The sequence below is a fragment of the Neptunomonas concharum genome (assembly GCF_008630635.1).
Classification (GTDB): domain Bacteria; phylum Pseudomonadota; class Gammaproteobacteria; order Pseudomonadales; family Balneatricaceae; genus Neptunomonas; species Neptunomonas concharum.
In genome coordinates this window covers 3453834-3475039 of the sequence record NZ_CP043869.1, presented here as the reverse complement: position 1 = coordinate 3475039, position 21206 = coordinate 3453834, and the positions used below count along the sequence as shown (strand labels likewise).

The 21206-nt window shown below is 48.8% G+C and carries 10 protein-coding genes, 1 tRNA gene and 3 rRNA genes; 10 read left to right on the top strand and 4 right to left on the bottom strand.

What is annotated here, in order from left to right:
• Positions 1–332 precede the first annotated feature (332 nt).
• The 6 genes from F0U83_RS16505 to pbpC all read left to right on the top strand — a co-directional run bounded on the left by F0U83_RS16505 (position 333) and on the right by pbpC (position 13517).
• Positions 333–1872 (top strand): 16S ribosomal RNA (locus tag F0U83_RS16505).
• A 237-nt stretch (positions 1873–2109) separates the two neighbouring features.
• Positions 2110–4999 (top strand): 23S ribosomal RNA (locus F0U83_RS16500).
• Between the two features lie 114 nt (positions 5000–5113).
• Positions 5114–5229: ribosomal RNA gene (gene rrf, locus F0U83_RS16495) — 5S ribosomal RNA — on the top strand.
• Together the 16S, 23S and 5S rRNA genes form the textbook arrangement of a ribosomal RNA operon.
• A 176-nt stretch (positions 5230–5405) precedes the next feature.
• Positions 5406–6182, top strand: coding sequence for an enoyl-ACP reductase FabI (gene fabI, locus F0U83_RS16490; protein WP_138988000.1), 777 nt, complete (start codon positions 5406–5408; stop codon positions 6180–6182).
• A gap of 114 nt (positions 6183–6296) precedes the next feature.
• On the top strand, positions 6297–11192 hold the full coding sequence (locus F0U83_RS16485; RefSeq protein WP_138988001.1) for an alpha-2-macroglobulin family protein: 4896 nt from the start codon (positions 6297–6299) through the stop codon (positions 11190–11192).
• Positions 11193–13517 carry a penicillin-binding protein 1C gene (pbpC, locus tag F0U83_RS16480; RefSeq protein WP_138988002.1) on the top strand — a complete coding sequence of 775 codons (2325 nt, stop codon included), beginning with the start codon at positions 11193–11195 and terminating at the stop codon, positions 13515–13517.
• On the opposite strand, the gene F0U83_RS16475 is transcribed toward pbpC, so the two are convergent.
• From F0U83_RS16475 to F0U83_RS16460, 4 genes are all read right to left on the bottom strand, one after another.
• Complete coding sequence (locus F0U83_RS16475; RefSeq protein WP_138988003.1) at positions 13507–14289, bottom strand: TSUP family transporter; 783 nt, start codon at positions 14287–14289, stop codon at positions 13507–13509. The two genes, pbpC and F0U83_RS16475, sit on opposite strands and share 11 nt — an antisense overlap.
• A 61-nt stretch (positions 14290–14350) precedes the next feature.
• On the bottom strand, positions 14351–16591 hold the full coding sequence (locus F0U83_RS16470; RefSeq protein WP_138988004.1) for a putative bifunctional diguanylate cyclase/phosphodiesterase: 2241 nt from the start codon (positions 16589–16591) through the stop codon (positions 14351–14353).
• Complete coding sequence (locus tag F0U83_RS16465; protein WP_170221850.1) at positions 16581–18221, bottom strand: PAS domain-containing sensor histidine kinase; 1641 nt, start codon at positions 18219–18221, stop codon at positions 16581–16583. Before F0U83_RS16465 ends, F0U83_RS16470 begins: the two co-directional genes overlap by 11 nt.
• A 196-nt stretch (positions 18222–18417) precedes the next feature.
• Positions 18418–18493, bottom strand: a tRNA-Phe gene (locus F0U83_RS16460).
• Between the two features lie 215 nt (positions 18494–18708).
• On the opposite strand from F0U83_RS16460, the gene F0U83_RS16455 reads away from it, so the two are divergent.
• The 4 genes from F0U83_RS16455 to F0U83_RS16440 are packed head-to-tail and all read left to right on the top strand — an operon-like array spanning position 18709 to position 21203.
• On the top strand, positions 18709–19614 hold the full coding sequence (locus F0U83_RS16455; RefSeq protein ID WP_138988006.1) for a type IV pilus biogenesis protein PilM: 906 nt from the start codon (positions 18709–18711) through the stop codon (positions 19612–19614).
• Positions 19614–20216, top strand: coding sequence for a PilN domain-containing protein (locus tag F0U83_RS16450; RefSeq protein ID WP_246077814.1), 603 nt, complete (start codon positions 19614–19616; stop codon positions 20214–20216). Before F0U83_RS16455 ends, F0U83_RS16450 begins: the two co-directional genes overlap by 1 nt.
• The gene (locus tag F0U83_RS16445) at positions 20213–20884 is read left to right on the top strand and encodes a type II secretion system protein M (protein WP_138988008.1); all 672 of its coding nucleotides are present in this window, start codon (positions 20213–20215) and stop codon (positions 20882–20884) included. Before F0U83_RS16450 ends, F0U83_RS16445 begins: the two co-directional genes overlap by 4 nt.
• The gene (locus F0U83_RS16440; RefSeq protein WP_150036818.1) at positions 20877–21203 is read left to right on the top strand and encodes a hypothetical protein; all 327 of its coding nucleotides are present in this window, start codon (positions 20877–20879) and stop codon (positions 21201–21203) included. Before F0U83_RS16445 ends, F0U83_RS16440 begins: the two co-directional genes overlap by 8 nt.
• Positions 21204–21206: the final 3 nt, after the last annotated feature.

Below are 21206 nucleotides of genomic sequence, written 5' to 3'. Positions count from 1 at the left end.
TAAGTACTTGATAGTTAATGATTTTTAAGAACTTATTTGTTGAAAGCTAAGTCAAGCGTTGCAGCAAAATGATTCAAAAAAGTTGCAAAATAAAGGTTGACATTAGCGAGGCGCTCGGTAGAATATGCGCCTCACTTGAACGGCAAGTTCAAGCGCTCTTTAACAGATTGGTCAGATAATTCGTGTGGGCGCTTGCTAGGATGAAGCTACAAAAGCTTTATTCAGGTAAGCAACCAAGTGAATTCATTGAAACATACGTTTTATGAAGTAATTGTTAGCGAACCTGAGCTAGATTTGGTTACTGCTTCTTTGGAGTAGTGGCTACAGATTTTAAACTGAAGAGTTTGATCATGGCTCAGATTGAACGCTGGCGGCAGGCTTAACACATGCAAGTCGAGCGGTAGCATTTCTAGCTTGCTAGAAGATGACGAGCGGCGGACGGGTGAGTAACGCGTAGGAATCTGCCGAGTAGTGGGGGATAGCCCAGAGAAATTTGGATTAATACCGCATACGCCCTACGGGGGAAAGGAGGGGATCTTCGGACCTTTCGCTATTCGATGAGCCTGCGTGAGATTAGCTTGTTGGTGAGGTAAAGGCTCACCAAGGCGACGATCTCTAGCTGGTCTGAGAGGATGATCAGCCACACTGGGACTGAGACACGGCCCAGACTCCTACGGGAGGCAGCAGTGGGGAATATTGCACAATGGGGGAAACCCTGATGCAGCCATGCCGCGTGTGTGAAGAAGGCCTTCGGGTTGTAAAGCACTTTCAGCAGTGAGGAAAGGGTGTAGATTAATACTCTGCATCTGTGACGTTAACTGCAGAAGAAGGACCGGCTAACTCCGTGCCAGCAGCCGCGGTAATACGGAGGGTCCGAGCGTTAATCGGAATTACTGGGCGTAAAGCGCGCGTAGGCGGCTAAGTCAGTCAGATGTGAAAGCCCCGGGCTCAACCTGGGAATTGCACCTGATACTGCTTAGCTAGAGTACAGAAGAGGGTGGTGGAATTTCCTGTGTAGCGGTGAAATGCGTAGATATAGGAAGGAACATCAGTGGCGAAGGCGGCCACCTGGACTGATACTGACGCTGAGGTGCGAAAGCGTGGGGAGCAAACAGGATTAGATACCCTGGTAGTCCACGCCGTAAACGATGTCAACTAGCCGTTGGGGAACTTGATTCTTTAGTGGCGCAGCTAACGCGATAAGTTGACCGCCTGGGGAGTACGGTCGCAAGATTAAAACTCAAATGAATTGACGGGGGCCCGCACAAGCGGTGGAGCATGTGGTTTAATTCGAAGCAACGCGAAGAACCTTACCTACTCTTGACATCCAGAGAACTTTCCAGAGATGGATTGGTGCCTTCGGGAACTCTGAGACAGGTGCTGCATGGCTGTCGTCAGCTCGTGTTGTGAAATGTTGGGTTAAGTCCCGTAACGAGCGCAACCCTTGTCCTTATTTGCCAGCACTTCGGGTGGGAACTCTAAGGAGACTGCCGGTGACAAACCGGAGGAAGGTGGGGACGACGTCAAGTCATCATGGCCCTTACGAGTAGGGCTACACACGTGCTACAATGGCCGGTACAGAGGGCTGCAAACCTGCGAGGGTGAGCTAATCTCACAAAACCGGTCGTAGTCCGGATTGGAGTCTGCAACTCGACTCCATGAAGTCGGAATCGCTAGTAATCGTGGATCAGAATGCCACGGTGAATACGTTCCCGGGCCTTGTACACACCGCCCGTCACACCATGGGAGTGGATTGCACCAGAAGTAGATAGTCTAACCTTCGGGGGGACGTTTACCACGGTGTGGTTCATGACTGGGGTGAAGTCGTAACAAGGTAGCCGTAGGGGAACCTGCGGCTGGATCACCTCCTTAAACGATAAGCGGATTCCTAGCATAGCGTTCACACGAATTATCTGACTGAAAGTTAAAAGTGGTAAGTCATAGATTTTCTGATCATCAGATTGTCTATCGCTTAAAGCTTTTTGCTTTAACGCTCTTTAACAATGTGGATTTGATGAAATAAAGTCTTGTTTTTAAACAAGCGCCAAATATGGTGATTTTATCGTTACGAGAAAATCTGTTTCTTGTCCAAACGCCTTCGGGTTATATGGTCAAGTGACAAAGCGTGCACGGTGGATGCCTTGGCAGTCAGAGGCGATGAAGGACGTTGTAACCTGCGAAAAGGTTTGGGGAGCTGGTAAACAAGCTGTGATCCAAACATGTCCGAATGGGGAAACCCACCTATTTATAGGTATCTTTAAGCTGAATACATAGGCTTTTAGAGGCGAACCCGGGGAACTGAAACATCTAAGTACCCGGAGGAAAAGAAATCAACCGAGATTCCCTTAGTAGCGGCGAGCGAACGGGGACCAGCCCTTAAGCTGTGTTGTAGTTAGAAGAACGCTCTGGAAAGTGCGGCCATAGTGGGTGATAGCCCCGTATTTAAAAACTTATACACAGTGAAATCGAGTAGGACGGGACACGTGTTATCCTGTCTGAACATGGGGGGACCATCCTCCAAGGCTAAATACTCCTGACTGACCGATAGTGAACCAGTACCGTGAGGGAAAGGCGAAAAGAACCCCTGTGAGGGGAGTGAAATAGATCCTGAAACCGTGTACGTACAAGCAGTGGGAGCGGTTCTTGAGACCGTGACTGCGTACCTTTTGTATAATGGGTCAGCGACTTAATTTCAGTAGCAAGCTTAACCGTTTAGGGGAGGCGTAGGGAAACCGAGTCTTAATAGGGCGTATAGTTGCTGGGATTAGACCCGAAACCGAGCGATCTATCCATGGGCAGGTTGAAGGTTGAGTAACATCAACTGGAGGACCGAACCGACTACCGTTGAAAAGTTAGCGGATGACCTGTGGATCGGAGTGAAAGGCTAATCAAGCTCGGAGATAGCTGGTTCTCCTCGAAAGCTATTTAGGTAGCGCCTCGTGTCTCACCATTGGGGGTAGAGCACTGTTTCGGCTAGGGGGTCATCCCGACTTACCAACCCGATGCAAACTCCGAATACCAATGAGTGCAATCACGGGAGACACACGGCGGGTGCTAACGTCCGTCGTGGAAAGGGAAACAACCCAGACCGCCAGCTAAGGTCCCAAAGTTCTAGTTAAGTGGGAAACGATGTGGGAAGGCTTAGACAGCTAGGAGGTTGGCTTAGAAGCAGCCACCCTTTAAAGAAAGCGTAATAGCTCACTAGTCGAGTCGGCCTGCGCGGAAGATATAACGGGGCTAAAACTAGACACCGAAGCTGCGGATGCCATTTATGGCATGGTAGAGGAGCGTTCTGTAAGCCGTTGAAGCGGAAGCCGGGAGGCACCGTGGAGGTATCAGAAGTGCGAATGCTGACATGAGTAACGATAAGGGAGGTGAAAAACCTCCCCGCCGGAAGACCAAGGGTTCCTGTCCAACGCTATTCGAGGCAGGGTGAGTCGGCCCCTAAGGCGAGGCAGAGATGCGTAGTCGATGGGAAACGGGTTAATATTCCCGTACTTTTTATAACTGCGATGGAGGGACGGAGAAGGCTAGGCTAGCGCGGCGTTGGTTGTCCGCGTTTAAGGTAGTAGGTTTAGGACTTAGGCAAATCCGGGTCCTTTTAAGACTGAGAACTGATGACGAGCTCCCATGTGGAGTGAAGTAGTTGATGCCATGCTTCCAGGAAAAGCTTCTAAGCTTCAGGTTATAAAGAACCGTACCCCAAACCGACACAGGTGGTCAGGTAGAGAATACTAAGGCGTTTGAGAGAACTCGGGTGAAGGAACTAGGCAAAATGGTGCCGTAACTTCGGGAGAAGGCACGCCGCTGATGGTGATCGGATTTACTCCGTAAGCTGTTGGTGGTCGAAGATACCAGGTGGCTGCGACTGTTTATTAAAAACATAGCACTCTGCAAACACGAAAGTGGACGTATAGGGTGTGACGCCTGCCCGGTGCCGGAAGGTTAATTGATGGGGTTAGCTTCGGCGAAGCTCTTGATCGAAGCCCCGGTAAACGGCGGCCGTAACTATAACGGTCCTAAGGTAGCGAAATTCCTTGTCGGGTAAGTTCCGACCTGCACGAATGGCGTAACGATGGCCACACTGTCTCCACCCGAGACTCAGTGAAATTGAACTCGCTGTGAAGATGCAGCGTACCCGCGGCTAGACGGAAAGACCCCGTGAACCTTTACTATAGCTTCACAGTGGACTTTGACATTACTTGTGTAGGATAGCTGGGAGGCTTTGAAGCGTGTACGCCAGTATGCGTGGAGCCAATCTTGAAATACCAGCCTGGTACTGTTGAGGTTCTAACTCAGGTCCGTAATCCGGATCGAGGACATTGTGTGGTGGGTAGTTTGACTGGGGCGGTCTCCTCCCAAAGAGTAACGGAGGAGCACGAAGGTACCCTCAGGCTGGTCGGAAATCAGCCAATGAGTGCAAGCGCATAAGGGTGCTTAACTGCGAGACAGACACGTCGAGCAGGTACGAAAGTAGGTGCTAGTGATCCGGTGGTTCTGTATGGAAGGGCCATCGCTCAACGGATAAAAGGTACTCCGGGGATAACAGGCTGATTCCTCCCAAGAGTTCACATCGACGGGGGAGTTTGGCACCTCGATGTCGGCTCATCACATCCTGGGGCTGAAGCCGGTCCCAAGGGTATGGCTGTTCGCCATTTAAAGTGGTACGCGAGCTGGGTTTAGAACGTCGTGAGACAGTTCGGTCCCTATCTGCCGTGGGCGTTTGAGATTTGAGAAGAGTTGCTCCTAGTACGAGAGGACCGGAGTGAACGAACCTCTGGTGTTCCGGTTGTCACGCCAGTGGCATTGCCGGGTAGCTACGTTCGGACGGGATAACCGCTGAAAGCATCTAAGCGGGAAGCCCCCTTCAAGATGAGATCTCGCTGGGGCCTTGAGCCCCCTAAAGAGCCGTTTAAGACTAAGACGTTGATAGGCTGGGTGTGGAAGCGTTGTGAGGCGTTGAGCTAACCAGTACTAATTGCTCGTGAGGCTTGACCATATAACGCCAAAGGCGTGTGGAAGAGACAGAGTTGACGTAAAGAAGATAGAGTCCCATAGGGCTTGTGTTAGAGACAGGTTGTTATTCATCGAATCCGTATTGTGACAGTTTATGCTTGGCGACCATAGCGAGTTGGCCCCACCTGATCCCATCCCGAACTCAGTAGTGAAACGACTTAGCGCCGATGGTAGTGTGGGGTCTCCCCATGTGAGAGTAGGTCATTGCCAAGCGCCTTTTAGAGAACCCCGGTTACGCTGTAGCCGGGGTTTTTGCTTTTTGGGCTTATTTTTGCTGCGCTGCACATCCACCATTATTTTGTAATAAAAAAGTAAGCTTTTTGACTTGCGTGTCAGCTATGCTGATCTATATTGCATTGCAGCATTTATAATTTCTGTGGAGTTAATTAATGAGTATTCCCTTTTCATTAGAAGGAAAACGCGGCATCGTATTAGGTATCGCAAATCGTCACTCTATCGCATATGGATGTGCTGAGGTATTAAGTGAGCAAGGTGCTGAACTTTGTATTACATACCTGAATGAAAAGTCAAAATCTTTCGTTTCTCCACTTGCGGAGCAGTTGAATAGCCGTCTGTTTCTACCATGTGATGTGAGTAATCCAGGTGAGCTAGAGTCTGTGTTTAATGAGGCTGAAAAGGTGTGGGGGACAATTGACTTTGTCATCCACTCAATTGCATGGTCGCCGCTTGATGAGCTTCATGGCCGACTTGTTGATTCGACCTCTGAAGGGTTCAGTAAGGCGATGGATATTTCCTGTCACTCTTTTATTCGAGCATCACGTCTTGCCGAGTCTTTGATGAAAGAGAAGGGGGGCACCCTTATCACCATGACCTACTACGGTTCTGAAAAAGTGGTAGATCATTATAATATGATGGGGCCGATTAAGGCGGCTTTAGAGAGTTCAGTTCGCTATCTTGCAGCAGAACTTGGAGCAAGTAACATTCGCGTTCATTCAGTATCCCCAGGCCCTATGCCCACTCGGGCCGCGTCAGGTATTGAGGCTTTTGATGGTTTGATGTCTGATGCGGTTGAGCGCTCTCCGTTGCATCGCTTAGGCAGCCCAGATGATGTAGGCAGGTTGGTTGCCTTTTTGATAAGTGATTGGGCTAAAACCCAGACGGGTAGCCAGATGTTTGTGGATGCAGGCCATCATATAATGGCGTAGCTTCGTGTTAATCTGAAAGCCTCCTCGCGAGGCTTTTTTTGTGCCTCTTGATGGTGAAACTTTTCTAAGATGGGCATACTAAAGGGACTAAGGGTATCAAAAAAGGGATGAGCGATGCGTAGGCTGTTAGGTTATTTTTCGGTGCTTTGTTTGTTGGTCTCGCTGACTGGCTGCAATGCGGACAAAAAGGTGTCGGATGTTACTCAGTCATCCTCAACAGAGACTGCGTCTGAGCCGACAACATCGGCGATTAACGAAGTAGACTCCCGTTATAAAGAAGTTCCCTTTATCGTTTCTGATATCAGTATACAGCAATATCAAGGCCGACAAGCGGCTGCTATCACCTTTTCCGCCCCCCTTTCATCTGAACAGTCGTTGGTTAACTGGTTGCAGATTGAGTCAGCTTCAGGAGAGAAACTGGATGGTAGTTGGGTTCTAAGTGATCAGGGTACGGCGCTCTATTTCCCAGGGCTTTCCCCAGAAACTGACTACAATATTAGGGTATTGAGAGGGCTTCCTTCTGAATTAAATAAATCGCTTACACAAGATTTTTATCAATTGGTATCTACACCGGCGTTATCTCCAATACTAGGTTTTGCCAGTAAAGGGAATTTATTAGCACATCAGCTCAAAGAGGGATTGCCTGTATTGACGGTTAATGCCCCTCAAGTGGATGTTGACTTCTACCGTATACCTATAGCGCTCCTCGCAGGCTTTTTGACGGAAAATGCTCGAGGAGGGCAATTGGATTTTTGGCGTGTTCGGGAATCTATCCCCTCTTTTGAGTTGGTATATAGTGGTCGTTTTGATCTGAATGTTGATAAGAACGTTCAAGCAACCCGCTACCTTCCTATAAATAAAATTGAGCCGTTAAAGAACTCGGGTGTTTATCTTGCTGTCATGCGACAGGCGGGTGCTTATGAATACGAGTACCCTGCAACGTGGTTTGCAGTAACGGATCTAGGGGTTCAATTAAAACAGTATAGCGATCAGATTGATGTGGTGGTGAATGCACTATCAACGGCGTTGCCGGTAGCTGCTGCATCGGTGACATTACTGGATAGCCAAGGTGAGGTGCTTGTGACCCATCAAAGCTCTCCAGAGGGATTGGTTAGCTTCAGAGCTATCTCGACACTGAAAGGAAGTCCGGCTCTATTGATGGCCCAGGTAGGTAGTGATACCACCATAGTGAAGCTTTTTGGACCGGCATTAGATCTTTCGGAGTTTCCTGTAACTGGGCTTGCTCCTAGTACGCAAACGCTCTACCTCTATTCTAACAGGGACTTGTATCGCCCAGGGGAGCAGATAACGATTAGTGGGCTATTGCGTGGGCTGGATGGTGAGATGGTTGCTGCTAGTGTCTTACGGGCCTCGTTGCAACAGCCTGATGGCCGCGTGGTGGGTACTCAGCGTGTAGGGGCGAATGAACTGAATTACTATGAGGTCTCTTTCCCGTTAACATCGGATGCGCCTACCGGTGAGTGGCGTGTAACTTTCAAGTTGCCTGATAATCAGCAAGTTGACTATCCGTTTCAAGTGGAAGACTTTTTACCGGAGCGTATGACGGTAATGCTTGATGCGCCCACCCAGCTTAAACCGCAAGATGCCTTGACCGTAAATGTTGTCGGTGAATATTTGTACGGTGCACCAGCTGCCGGCAATATGCTGCAATCTCGTTTAATCACCAGCATGGAGCCCCACCCTTTTGATGAGTACACCCAATACCACTTCGGTGATGTGCGGGAGCGCCGATTTGATCGTCAAGTGGATCTTCCTACGCTGTCATTAAACGATCAGGGAAAAGTAGAGGTTAAGCCAGACAACTTCTGGGCCACGACGCAAGTACCTTTACGCTTAAAGCTGTTTGAAAGCGTGTTGGACTCAGGTGGACGCCCTGTCAGTCGCAGCATCACATCTCATGTACTACCTGCTCCTCAGCTTGTAGGGATTCGCCCCCTGTTTGCTGAAGATACCGCAGATTATAACGGCACAGCGTCCTTTGAACTGCTCTATACCGATGGCAACAAAAAACTGTCAGTATCAGATACGAAAGTCACGCTAGTGAGAGAGGAGCGTCGCTATCACTGGGTTTATGCAGAGGGTGAAGGGTGGCGCAATAATTATACAGAACGCCATTACCCCGTCTTTGAGCAAACAGTCAGTATCCCCGCTGATTCAACAAGTACAGTGGATCTTCCGGTGGAGTGGGGCTATTACCGATTAGAGGTGAAACATCCAGAAACAGGATTGATCTCCAGCTATCGTTTTCGAGCAGGGTGGAGCGAGCAGGAGCAGACACTATCTGGGCGGCCTGATCGCATAGGTATGTCTTTAGATAAATCCGCTTATTTGCCCGGAGATACCCTCAGTTTGAGGTTGCAACCTCCTGCAGGAGGACAAGGTTATCTCGTTGTTGAGGGGGATCAGCCCCTTTATTGGAAAAAAATTGATGTGCCTGCCGACGGTGCAACCATTGAAATTCCAGTGAATAAAGAGTGGGCACGTCATGACCTTTATATCTCGGTCACATTAATTCAGCCGGGTGAAGAGCGTGATGAAAAGATGCCTCGACGGATGATGGGGATTCAGCCTTTACCTATCGACAGAGAAAGCCGCCGTCTACAGGTTGATATAAACCTTCCCGAGCAGGTTCGGCCAGAAACCCGTATCACGATTCCCTTAACGGTTAAAAATGGCAATGCTATACCTGAGTCGTTACAGGTGACGTTGGCTGCGGTTGATATGGGAGTGTTAAATATCACCAACTTCCCAACACCCGACCCATTTAAAGGCTTCTTTGGACAACGGCGGTATCAAGTAGAAAACCGCGATAGTTATGGTGATTTGATTGATGCTGCGGAAGGTGGTGTCGCTGAACTTCGATTTGGCGGTGATGCCGACCTGCAACGAGGAGGAACAGAGCCACCTACGGATGTGCAAATCGTATCGCTATTTTCCGGTGTAGTAGAGGTTGATGACGAAGGTCAAGCCTCTGTTGATGTTCAGCTTCCGGATTTTAATGGCAAGTTACGCTTAATGGCTGTGGCATTTGGTGAGAAGACGTTTGGTTCAGCTGAGGCTGAGTTGACCGTTGCGGCTCCTATCGTAGCACAGCTGACAACGCCGCGTTTCTTAGCGGTTGGCGATCAGTCTGAGTTAGCACTGGATCTGCATAATCTGAGTGGGCAAGCTCAGAACTTAACCGTTTCTCTGGTGTTGGACAGCGGGTTAGAGGTGCTAAGTGAACATGTACTATCGCAGGCAATTAGCCTTCAGGATAAGCAAAAAACCACTCTACGTATTCCCGTTCGTGCCGCAGCTGCATTAGGGTTGAATGGGGTTGAAATGACACTTACCGGCTTGGTCGGTATTGAGCAAGAAAGCATTACGCGAACGTGGTATCTGGGCACTCGCCCAGCTTGGCCGGGTATTGAACATCGTTGGCAGCAGCGTTTGAGTGACGGTGAAGCGTTTACGTTACCCCAAACACCGCTTACCTCGCTGATCCCCAACAGTGTTCAGGCATCTGTAGCGGTGTCCTCTAAGCCCCCTTTGAACATTGCTAGCCACTTACAGGCCCTGAAAGCTTACCCCTACGGGTGTTTAGAGCAAACAACCAGTGGTGTATTTGCACAAATTTATAGCGATCAAGCATTACTGGCTCAGTTAGGTATCAAAGGTGAAAACGATGAAACGCGTCAAGCGGCTGTGCAGTTAGCGATTCAACGCTTAATGGGTATGCAAAAAAGCAGTGGCGGGTTTGGCTTGTGGGGGCAGCAAAGCCCAGAGGAGTATTGGCTCACCGTATACGTTACGGACTTCCTGCTTCGAGCACGCGATCATGGTTATGCAGTCCCAGCTGATAACCTTGAGCAAGCATTGCAGCGCCTGAAAACGTATCTGAGAACCCCGCGGCGTATTAACAGCGAGTATGCTCAAAATCAAGAGCTGACGCGCTTTTCTGTGGCAGCCTATGCCGCTCAGGTATTGTCTGGTCGTGACCAAGCGCCGTTGGCCGAACTGAGAAACCTATACGATTTAAAAGGGCAGAACTGGACTCCGTTAGGATTGTTACAGTTAGGCTTAGCTTTAGAGCGAAGTGGTGACTCTGTTCGAGCGAAAGACGCGTTAAGTGGTGCGCAGGTATCCCTATTAGGGGAAACGTCACTGTCTACTGAGTATGGTAGTCGCACCCGTGACCTATCACTGGCTCTTTTTTGGAGTTTAGAAGCCAAATTACCAGACGAGTACTGGGAGCCTCTGCTTTTTGCACTGCAAGAGCGTCTTGCTAGCCGGCAATGGTTAAGCACGCAAGAGCGTAACGCGCTGTTTTTAGCGGGAAGGCTGCTCGAAACAGCGGCGGGTCAAATGTTGGATATAGCCGTTATACAAGGAAGCGGAGAGTCGAGAATCGGGCAACGGTCAGCCTTGCGTGAGCATTTTAGTATTGAGGATCTAAGTGGTGGCCTGATTGTTGAGAATAGGAATGAGGTTCCTGCTTATTTGACGGCACGCCTATCGGGATACTCCCTTGAAGCACCTACCCCGTTAGATCAAGGCATTCAGCTTGAGCGGCGCTATTTTGATTTGAAAGGCTCTCGGTTGAAAACCACAGACTTTAAAGTGGGTGAGCTACTGCTTGTAGAGCTGGCGTATAAGGTAGAGGAGGCGATGCCGCATCTACTGATAGTTGATCTACTGCCTGCTGGCTTGGAGCTAGAAAATCAAAATCTGGCGACAGCATTTGACCTACAGGATGTGAAGCGCGATGGAGAGTCTATCGTTTCTCTGATGCAATCATTAGATATTCGCTACCAAGAGTTCCGTGACGATCGTTACGTAGCCGCTGTTAATACGGGGTGGCGAAGGAATGGGCGTTTGTATTATCTGGCCCGGGCTGTGTCATTGGGTGAGTTCACCATACCACCGACATTTGCTGAAGATATGTATCGACCGGAGCTGCGGCACATGGGTGGAGCGGCAGGTAAGGTGCGTGTTCGGTTGGATTAAATGTACCTACGTAGGCTTAGACGCTGGGTTGAGCGCTGTGCGCTCAGTCTGGTGGTGTTGGTGCTCATTGCTTGGGGGTTAGACCGACTCTACCCTTTAGCGGATGTGCCAGCTGTCAGTACATTAGTGCTTGCTGAGGATGGTACGCCGCTACGTGCCTTTCCGGGTGAAGATGGTCAGTGGCGCTATCCGATACAGCTTGATCAGGTTGCCCCTCAATATATTGATTTACTGTTGGCGTATGAAGATCGCTGGTTTTACTACCATCCAGGTGTTAACCCTATCGCCTTAGTGCGTGCGCTTTGGCAAAACGCCTATACAGGCAAGGTAGTGTCGGGAGGGTCAACATTGACCATGCAGGTAGCGCGCCTGTTGCATCCTCATGAGCGTACCTACAGCGGCAAGTTGCAGCAAATATTGCGTGCCCTGCAAATTGAATGGCACTTTTCCAAGCAGGATATACTCCGCCAATACCTTAATCTTGCCCCTTTTGGAGGTATTTTGTCAGGGGTACAGGCGGCCAGCTATCACTATTTTGGCAAACCGGCTAATCGCTTGAGTGATGCCGAAGCCGCACTTTTAGCCGTGTTGCCACAAAGGCCGAGCCATCTTCGTCCTGACCGACATCCCGCCAGAGCTAAAGCAGCACGCAATAAAGTATTACAGCGTATGGCTGACCTGCAGATCTGGCGAGCTGATCGAGTTAATGATGCACTTTGGGAGCCTCTTAATATCACGACGCAGGGTACGCCAATCGTTGCCCCTATTGTGAGTCGGCGTTTATACCAAGCCTGCCCCGAGTGCGAGGTGATCCACTCTACAATCGATTATGAACTTCAGCTCACGCTAGAAGGCTTAACGGAGCAGTTTCGCCACCAGTTATCAGATCAGCAATCGTTGGCGATTGTGGTGATGAATAATCGTGATGGTGCGATAAAGGGCTACGTGGGATCAGCGGATTTCTGGTCACAGTCAAGAAGTGGGCAGGTGGATATGGTGCGCGCTGTGCGATCACCTGGCTCTACGCTTAAGCCGTTTCTCTATGGTATGGCTATTGACGATGGACTTATTCATGCGCAGTCCATGTTGATTGATGCACCGCGTCGACGTAGCGAGTACCGCCCCCGAAACTTCACGGATCAATTTAATGGCCCTATTTCCGTGACGCAAGCGTTACAGCGCTCATTAAATGTTCCTGCTGTGCAGTTGCTGGAGTTTTTCGGTTCAGGACGGTTTCTATCACGCTTACAAAACGCAGGCCTTAGTGCCTATGGTCCAGGTGCCATTCAACCCAATATCTCCATGATTCTCGGGGGGGTGGGGGTACGTCTGGAAGATATGCTAAGTCTTTATAGTGGTCTTGCTCGTGAAGGGGTAGCTATCTACCCTCGATTGACTCAAGAAGAACCGCGTGCTGAACGCTATCTCATGTCGCCAGGTGCTGCTTGGATTACATGGGATATTCTTGCGCAACACCCCTATCGACGTTTACAAGATAAAACACAACAGGGTTGGAATCTGGCGTGGAAAACAGGCACCAGCTACGGATATAGAGAGGCATGGGCGCTCGGTGTGTCGCCCGAATGGACCATTGGTGTTTGGGTCGGGCGCCCAGATGGTAGCCCTAGCCCCGGTCGGCATGGACGGATCGCTGCTGCGCCACTCCTTTTCCGTGTTCATGCTGCATTGCGCCAGAGCCATGAGCGTCTACCTCAGCCACAAAGTGTATCTGAGCAGTTGATATGCTGGCCTCTTGGAACTCATGCTCGACGTGGGGAGAACCAGATGGGCAATTGTGTGGTACAGCGACTGGCGCTGTTATTGAATGACGTAGCCCCTCGTACTCTTCAAGAAGTGCCAGAAGTCTCGCTCGAAGGGTTATTAAAAATGATTTGGATTGATCCTGAGTCGGGCCTTCGGGCAGAGCCTACCTGTTTTCAGGGTAAGGCAGTTTTGCAGCCTCGTTCAGTAGCGCTTTGGCCCGTTGCGCTGGCGCCTTGGCTACCTTCAGCGTGGCGTAATCAGTCTCGCCTACCTACGCTGCATCCGGACTGTCAGCAGCTTGTGGGTGAACAGGTGCCTATTCGGATAACGAGTTGGGCTGATGGGGCGATTATTCGCGTGCCCCAACCTGATGAGCCGTTCAGTCTGGATTTGATCGCTGAAGGGGGAAGTGGTTATCGTGATTGGTATGTAAATGGCGGATATATTGGCAGAAGTGAGCACTCGCTATCATTTGAGGTTATTGAATCAGGCATGTATCAGATCAGTGTGATTGATCAGCAAGGTAGTGCGGATCAACTCACAATCAGGGTTAACTTGTAATCCAGTAGAACCATTCTGGGTGGTCTTGCCATAGGAGCCTGATGCACATGATGATGCACACGCTGACTAGCAAGGGGCGAATAAGTTTAACCCCTTTGCTAACAACCAGACCTGAGCCAATTCGTCCGCCTATAAATTGGCCTATCGCCATCGTTAATCCAATCCCCCAAGCCACATGTCCTCCCATTGTGAAAAAGAGCAAAGAGGCTATGTTTGAGGTGAAGTTGAGCAATTTTGTGTTAGCAGTCGCTTTCGCCATGCCAAAGCCTGCCAGAGAGACAAATGCAATCGCAAAAAATGAGCCGGTACCTGGTCCAAAAAAGCCATCATAAAAGCCAATGCTAGTACCAAATAGCAAGCCGAATGCAGCATCGCTCAGACGACGCTGACTGTCCTCATCTCTGATACGGGGCGAAAAAAGAAAGTAAATCGCGAAGCCTGCCAGCAGAAAGGGTAAGAGTTTACTGAGGATGCCAGGATCTATTTTTTGAACGAGTATCGTGCCGAGCGCGCTGCCAATAAAGGTACACAGAATCGCTAAACGCATCTGTTTAAGATCAATCAGCCCGCGTTTTAAGAAGTAACGCGTCGCCGCAAAAGAGCCAAAGCAACTCTGTAGTTTGTTGGTACCCAAGGCTGTCGCAGGTGGAAGACCCGTAGCTAATAATGCAGGTACCGTAATCAGTCCACCACCCCCGGCGATGGAGTCTACGGTACCTGCAACTAAGCCCACGAGCGCTAAAATAACTAAGGTGGCTAGATCCAGTTCCATCGTCGAGATTACCCACAAGTAAAACGACGATACTATCAGCCTTTAGCAGTTGATCCTATGCTCACACGGTGATGGGGCGATAGGTTCTCAACCACTCATAGAGTGCTTCTTCGGGCATCGGTTTCGCGTAAAAGAAGCCTTGTGCAACCTCACAGCCGAGTTGCCTGAGAAAACGCGCCTGTTCCTGTGTTTCGACGCCTTCGGCCACCACTCTCAAATTGAGTTTATCCCCTAGGGTGACGATCGTATCGGCAAACACGCCACCTTGGAGTTGCCCATCTTTTAAGACGATCTCCTGAATAAAGCCTTGATCGATTTTTAGACAGTCGATCGACAGCTTGCGCAGGTAGCCTAGCGATGAATACCCTGTTCCGAAGTCGTCTATAGAGGTCTGAATACCGGCTTTGCGAAGCTGTAGTAGGCTCTCAATTACTAGTTGAGGGTCATCCATGGCTAAGCTTTCTGTGATTTCCAGGTTTAGCGCTTTCTGTGGCATTTGATGAGTGCTCACGAGTTGCGTGGCTTTTTTGACCATGGCTGGGTTTTTAAATTGCGGCACGCTTACATTCACAGAAACACTGGCGGGTGCTAAACCAGATTCCATGAGTGATTTATAGAGTTTGCAGGATTCTTCGAGTGCCCAATCACCTAACTCAACAATGAGCCCCGAATATTCTGCTAGAGGAATGAAGACGCTGGGTGGTTGAACAAAGCCCCCTTGCTCATCCGGCCAGCGCATCAGTGCTTCTAAACCACAGACTACCCCAGTTTTCAGGTTAATTTGTGGTTGATACCAGAGCTCTAGTTGGCCGTTATAGAAATCTCGGTGGAGTTTTTGGATGATGTCTATTCGCCAACGCGTGTCGTTTTCCATGTCCTCCATAAAGTATTCATAGCTACGGGAAGTGCTTTTCTTCGAACGGGTTAAGGCGATATTAGCGCGTTTGAGTAGTGTCAGGCCTTTCATCTCTCCATATAGTAGACGACAAAAACCGGCACTGAAGCGTACCTGTATGGCCATTTGCTCAACCATAAAGGGTGCGAGAAAAACGGACTCAATGGTATTTGAGTTAATGGCATGCTGAGGGCCTATCAGGCCGAACACATCGGCACCTGTTCGAGCGATAAAGCAGGTGCTTCCGACTTCCTCGGTTAGCCTAGAAGCAACAGCTTGCAGTAGGGTATTACCCGCATCAATACCCAAGCCCTCGTTTAAATCGGCAAAATGTGAGATGTCTAATAGCGCAACGACGGTATTGGTATTTTGTGATTGAGCAACCTTATCCAGCTCTAAAATAAATCGGGTGCGGTTAGGAAGACGTGTGAGAGCGTCGTGGTAAGCCACATAGTTTAGTTTGTCGACAAGTTGTACATTGCCATAACAGCTCGAGATATTGGTTGCGAATACCTCAATGAGCCTTTGCTCGTCATACCCCAGTGGACGACCTGTGTGAAGATAAATTACCCCCTCCATATGACTGCTTTGCAGATACAGGGCGACATGTTCGTCATCAAATATATGGTTTTTTGTATCCAAGCATTGCTGGATAGAGAGCATGACATCGGGGCGCTTGAGTTCAAAAATAGGTCGGGATATGTAATGTGTGAGTGTTCCTACGGCGCCGACAATATAGAGCTGTTCATGTTTAGCATCTTTGATTGGAATAGAGCGCTGCGCACAAACGATGCCGTCATCCTGAAGGCTCATCAATGACGCAAGCTGAGTGAGAATACCTTCTGCAAATGAATGAATCGCCTTTTTTTCCATAAGGTCTGATGAGGCCGCTATAACTTTTTCCAGCCCTTCTCTATGCTTGCCAAGCGCCGTGATTTGGCGATAGGAGCGTAGTGCTGCGGTAATGCAGGTAATTAACCGTGTACGGGTGAGTTCTGATTTTGTTCGATAATCGTCGATATCGTAGTCATTAAAAATATTCAGCTCGGGAGCATAGCCCGGTTGCCCTGTTCGCAAAATAATACGGCAGGTTTTCAAGCTTACCTCATCCCTTATGAAGCTGATCATTTCAAGGCCCGCTCGTTCACTTTCCATGACGACATCCAGCAGGATCACTGCAAAGTCTTTATCTTCGAGAAGTTTACTGCGCGCTTCTTTAGCGCTGTAGCAGTGATGTAGCTCCAGTGGCCGGTCATAAATATCCACATTGTTCAGAGCGAGTGTTGAAGCTGCGTGGACTCCCTCATCATCATCCACTATCAGAATGCGCCATGCGGGTTTGCGTGGCGCACCCTCTAACTCTTCTGTGTCATCGATTATTTCTAACAGGTCATCATCAGTGATCATAAACAGTACCGTCGCTTTGGGTGCGTTCAGGCGATGTCAGGGGGAGTGATATAGTATAGGTGGTGCCTTGCCCAAGCGTACTGTCTACTTGAATTGTCCCGCCTAAAATCACTGTCACAATGTTATAAGTAATATACATTCCTAAGCCGCTGCCCCCGTTACCTAGAGAGGTCGTGAAAAAAGGATCAAATAATTTACGTTGGGTATCTGCGTCCATACCTCGGCCATTATCACTAAAGGAAAGCACGAGATGCTCGTCCATGGCTGAAGCGGTAATCGTTATACAGCCGTCTTCGTTACTGTTAGCAAAGGCATGAATACAGGCATTATTAATGAGGTTGGTAAGCACCTGCTCTAATGGGCCAGGGTAGCTTGTCAGCCGAATAGTGTCTGGTATATCAAATTGTATGTTGTGGTGCGTTTGTTTTAGCATTGGCCGCAGTGTTGTTAGCACTTCTTCTACGGTTTTCTTTAGCTGAAAGTTACGTATTCGAGAACTGCTTTGATCGACCGCAACCTGTTTAAAACTACTGATCAGGTCGCCGGCTTTACGTGCGTTGTGTTCGAACAGCTGGGTGGATTCCTGAACTACAGAAAGGAAGTTATCTAAGATCGACCGCTTTAACTGATTTTGGGTGATTTTCTCTTGTAGTTCGTGGGCGTGTTCGTTGAGTGTTGTGGATAGGGTCAGCATATTACCAATAGGGGTGTTCAGTTCATGGGAAACTCCGGCAACCAAGCTACCAAGCGATGCCAGTTTCTCGGACTGAACCAATTGCTGCATAGCTTGTTGAAGCTCCTGTGTTTTTTGTTGAATACGACTTTCCAGCGCATCGTTTAAGTTTTGCACCTCCGTTTCAGCGCGCTTTTGCTCGGTAATATCGATCAGGGTTTCAATAGCCCCAATGATTTCACCCTCAGCATTTCTGATAGCCGTTGCTGTAAAGTAAAGCCAACGTCCCTCCTCGCCAAAGTGAGGGAAAAAATCTTCAGCCTCGTATGTTCCAGGCAGTATTTCAGAAGGACGAAACTTGCTGCCATAGTATCTAGGAAGCAACCCCTCCTCATCTTGATCAAGTACTAAGTCAGCCATTACGGGGCGTGGGTCTTTATAAAAAGGTTTCCACTGATTACTGGTACCAATCATCTCAGCCGCTTTGGCTCCGAAAAATATTTCGCAGGCATGGTTCCAGTGGGTAATGAGATGCTCTTTATTAAGTACGATAACAGGCTGCGGAAAGCCCTCTATGATTTGATCGATGTGTTTGGCACTTGCCTGTAGGGCCTTTTCAGTTGCCCTTAAAGAGGATTGATCCTCTACATGGGCAATGTAAATAGATGTTTGCCCGTCATTATCGGTTAGGGAGGATAGTTTGATGTGCCGAGCAAAGCTTCGACAGTCACGTAGCGCTGTAGTCAGTTCAAGCGTTGTCGCGTTTGATGCTAAAAAAGCTTCCCACTCGGGAGTGGGCTCTCTACTTGGAAGGGTAACGTCATGAAACAGGACATTACAGCCAATCAGCTCATCTTTTTGGAGTCCGGTCATCTCTAGATAGCGCTGGTTTACATCGGATATACACCCGGATGCATCCGCAATGAGAATACCCTCATGGGAATGCTCAAATAACAAAGAAGCTATCTTATATGTTTGATTCTTACTATCTAAGCACGGAATAAGCGCTTGAGTAGTATCGTGGAGCTCCATCGCACCGACCTAAAATCTGACTAATTGTCTTAAACATAGACCAGTTTGGGAGAATGTGTGAAATGCTGACTGGCGTCAGGCAGACAAAAAAGGCCTGCGTATGATCGCAAGCCTTTGATGATGGTGCCCGGAGGCGGAATCGAACCACCGACACGAGGATTTTCAATCCTCTGCTCTACCGACTGAGCTATCCGGGCATTTAAGTGGGGCGTATTCAATCATTTACGCCGACCAAGTTCAAGTATTCGTACAACTTTTTTACTAAGAAATTCATCAAGCTAAACTCGATGTATCAACTAAACTATGAGTAGGGTCAGCCGATAAGTTGTTTGTTAGGATTGTTTTGGCATTCAAATTAGCCGTATGTAATGATGTGTGTGGCGTTCTGGATATCACTTGAGGGAATGATGTGTTGTCATTTAGGAAAAAGAGCACTCGCCAAAAGGGGATAACCTCGATTCATGTACAGCCGGATGGTATTGCTTTTGCCCATGTGAGCAGAGGGGCTCAAGGAGCTGAACTGACAAGGGTCGAGTTTATTGAGATCGATCAACCCTACACTAGTATACCTTCCGTTGTGGCGCAGTTTGAGAAAGCGCAATTGAGTGGCAATCAATGCTCTTTGGTGCTTTCGTTGGGTGAATATCAGTTACTGCTTGTTGAGGCGCCTGAGGTACCCAAAGAAGAACTGAAAGAAGCGCTGCTTTGGCGAATTAAGGATTTGATTCATTTTTCACCTGATGATGCGCTTCTAGACTATGTAGAGCTGCCCGAAGATGCATACAGAGGGCGCGGAGCCATGGTCTATGTTGTGGTAGCAGAAAAGCGCCTTATTAACCAACGAGTTGAGTGGCTTGAGGCGATTGGGTTGGTTCCTCGCTATATCGATATACCTGAGCTGGCACTCTTAAACATCACCGAATCTGTTTGCGAGTCGGAAGCTGGGACGGCAACCCTATTTTTAGAACAACAGCAGAGTGTCGTGAATATGATGTCCTCAGGGGCGTTATATATGTCGCGTACCCTGAATTACCCCCATGAAACTCACATTGACAATACGGTTTTGGATTTACAAAGGTCTATGGACTACTTTGAAAGCCAAATAGGTAAGCCGCCCTGTGTACGCATAGTGGTTATGCCGTTGCAGGTGGGTGAAACACCTTTGATGATGGAGCTACGCAATAATTTGGGGGCGGATGTTCAGTCATTAGATTTGGGCGACTTCGTTCAATCTCAAATATCCTTGAGTGTGGATTTGCAGCAGCGTTGTTGTCTGGCCATTGCTGGTGCCTTTAGGGAATCAGGAGTCGAGGTGTGATGAAACAGCGAATTAATCTCTTACCTCCCCGGCCTAAAGTTCAGAGGGACTGGCTACTTGCCAAAAATGTGGGAGCTGGACTAGTCGCCGTAGTACTGTGTTGCGCTCTGATGTCTGGATGGCTTTGGTATACATTGCAGAACAGCAACACTGCGCTAGCAGAACTATCGGGAAAAGCGAGTGAGCAGCAAACACATATAGAGGCGTTAGAAACAGAGTTAGCGGCCCGAAAACCCGATGCTTCCTTAGTGAATGACCGCAACGCGCTGATTCAAAAAATAGAATCGAAGCGCTACCTGACAACGCTGTTAGCCTTGGTGCAACCTGGTAACCAGCACGGCTTCAGCAGTGCCATGCGAGGCTTTTCACAGAGTGTGCCCGAAGCGCTTTGGTTAACAGAGTTTACTCTTGACGCAACTGGTGGAGAGTTACAGTTATCTGGGAGCAGTGCACAGGCTGATCGTGTGCCTGTTTTTCTCCGTCAATTGGTAAAACAGAGTGCTTTTCACGGCGTGCATTTTTCAGAGCTTTCAACAGAGCTCTCCGATAACGTGTACTCCTTTAAAACAACGGGTGTTCAAGCGGTAGGGAGCCAACCATGATAAAAGGTGCTCTGGATAAGTTTGACCAACTAAGCCGCCGTGAACGACTCTTGGTTGCCATAACCATATTGGTACTTATTATTGCGGCATTCTTTGTTTTAGCGTCAGAGCCACTCTATAAAGCGCAGGAGTCTTCACGCTTACAAATAGAGCAAGCTGAGCGAACGATTAGCAATCGCGAGATCGAAAAAAACGCGTTGATTCAGGCAAAAGCTGCAGATCCCTCTTTAGCGATTCGAAAGGAAGTGCAGAGCTTAATGCAGCAGGATAAACAGCTGACGGCTGAGCTTAGTCGGCAATCGGTATTTCTGACCGATCCTTCGCAGATGACGCACGTATTAGAAACTGTTTTGGAAAAAAGCCCCGGTATCACGCTACAAAAACTGACTTCCTTACCTGTCGAGCCTTTAAAGCTTGCGGCCTCTTCTGTCCAGACTTCGGATGAACAAGAGAAAACATCTCCTCCCGCTCCGGTGTATCAGCATCGTTTTGAGTTACAAATTCGGGGTGAATATCAGGATGTGTATGATTACCTGCTTCGCTTAGAATCGCTGTCATCGGCTTTTTTTTGGGATGTCTTAGAATATCGTGTGAGCAAACATCCTGAAGCAGAGGTTCTGCTTCGAGTCTACACCTTAAGCGCTGAGGAGGGTTGGCTTGGTGGTTAAACAATGGATGGTCTGTATAGGTATGTTGTATACCCCGCTGGTCTTCGCAGAGGCAATCAACGATCCCACGCAGCCTTGGCGAAGCGAATCTGTTGTGGAGAGCGTCACTCAAGAAGATGTTACCTATCAGGTATCTTCGATTATCAAACGGCGGGTGGGCAGTTCGGCTATTGTAAACGGACAACAGGTAGAAGTTGGAGACGTTATTGAGGGTGCTCGAGTCCAAAAAATTGAAAGGGGTCGGGTATTGCTGCAAATAAAAGAGAGACAACATTGGGTCGTACTTTCCCAGGTCTCAGGGCTTAAGAAAAGCCGTTAAGGG

What these genes read in the sequence shown, in the direction of transcription:
- fabI (WP_138988000.1), top strand. Translation starts at nt 5,406, where the DNA reads ATGAGTATTCCCTTTTCATTAGAAGGAAAACGCGGCATCGTATTAGGT.
- F0U83_RS16485 (WP_138988001.1), top strand. Translation starts at nt 6,297, where the DNA reads ATGCGTAGGCTGTTAGGTTATTTTTCGGTGCTTTGTTTGTTGGTCTCG.
- pbpC (WP_138988002.1), top strand. Translation starts at nt 11,193, where the DNA reads ATGTACCTACGTAGGCTTAGACGCTGGGTTGAGCGCTGTGCGCTCAGT.
- F0U83_RS16475 (WP_138988003.1), bottom strand. Translation starts at nt 14,289, where the DNA reads ATGGAACTGGATCTAGCCACCTTAGTTATTTTAGCGCTCGTGGGCTTA.
- F0U83_RS16470 (WP_138988004.1), bottom strand. Translation starts at nt 16,591, where the DNA reads ATGATCACTGATGATGACCTGTTAGAAATAATCGATGACACAGAAGAG.
- F0U83_RS16450 (WP_246077814.1), top strand. Translation starts at nt 19,614, where the DNA reads ATGAAACAGCGAATTAATCTCTTACCTCCCCGGCCTAAAGTTCAGAGG.
- F0U83_RS16445 (WP_138988008.1), top strand. Translation starts at nt 20,213, where the DNA reads ATGATAAAAGGTGCTCTGGATAAGTTTGACCAACTAAGCCGCCGTGAA.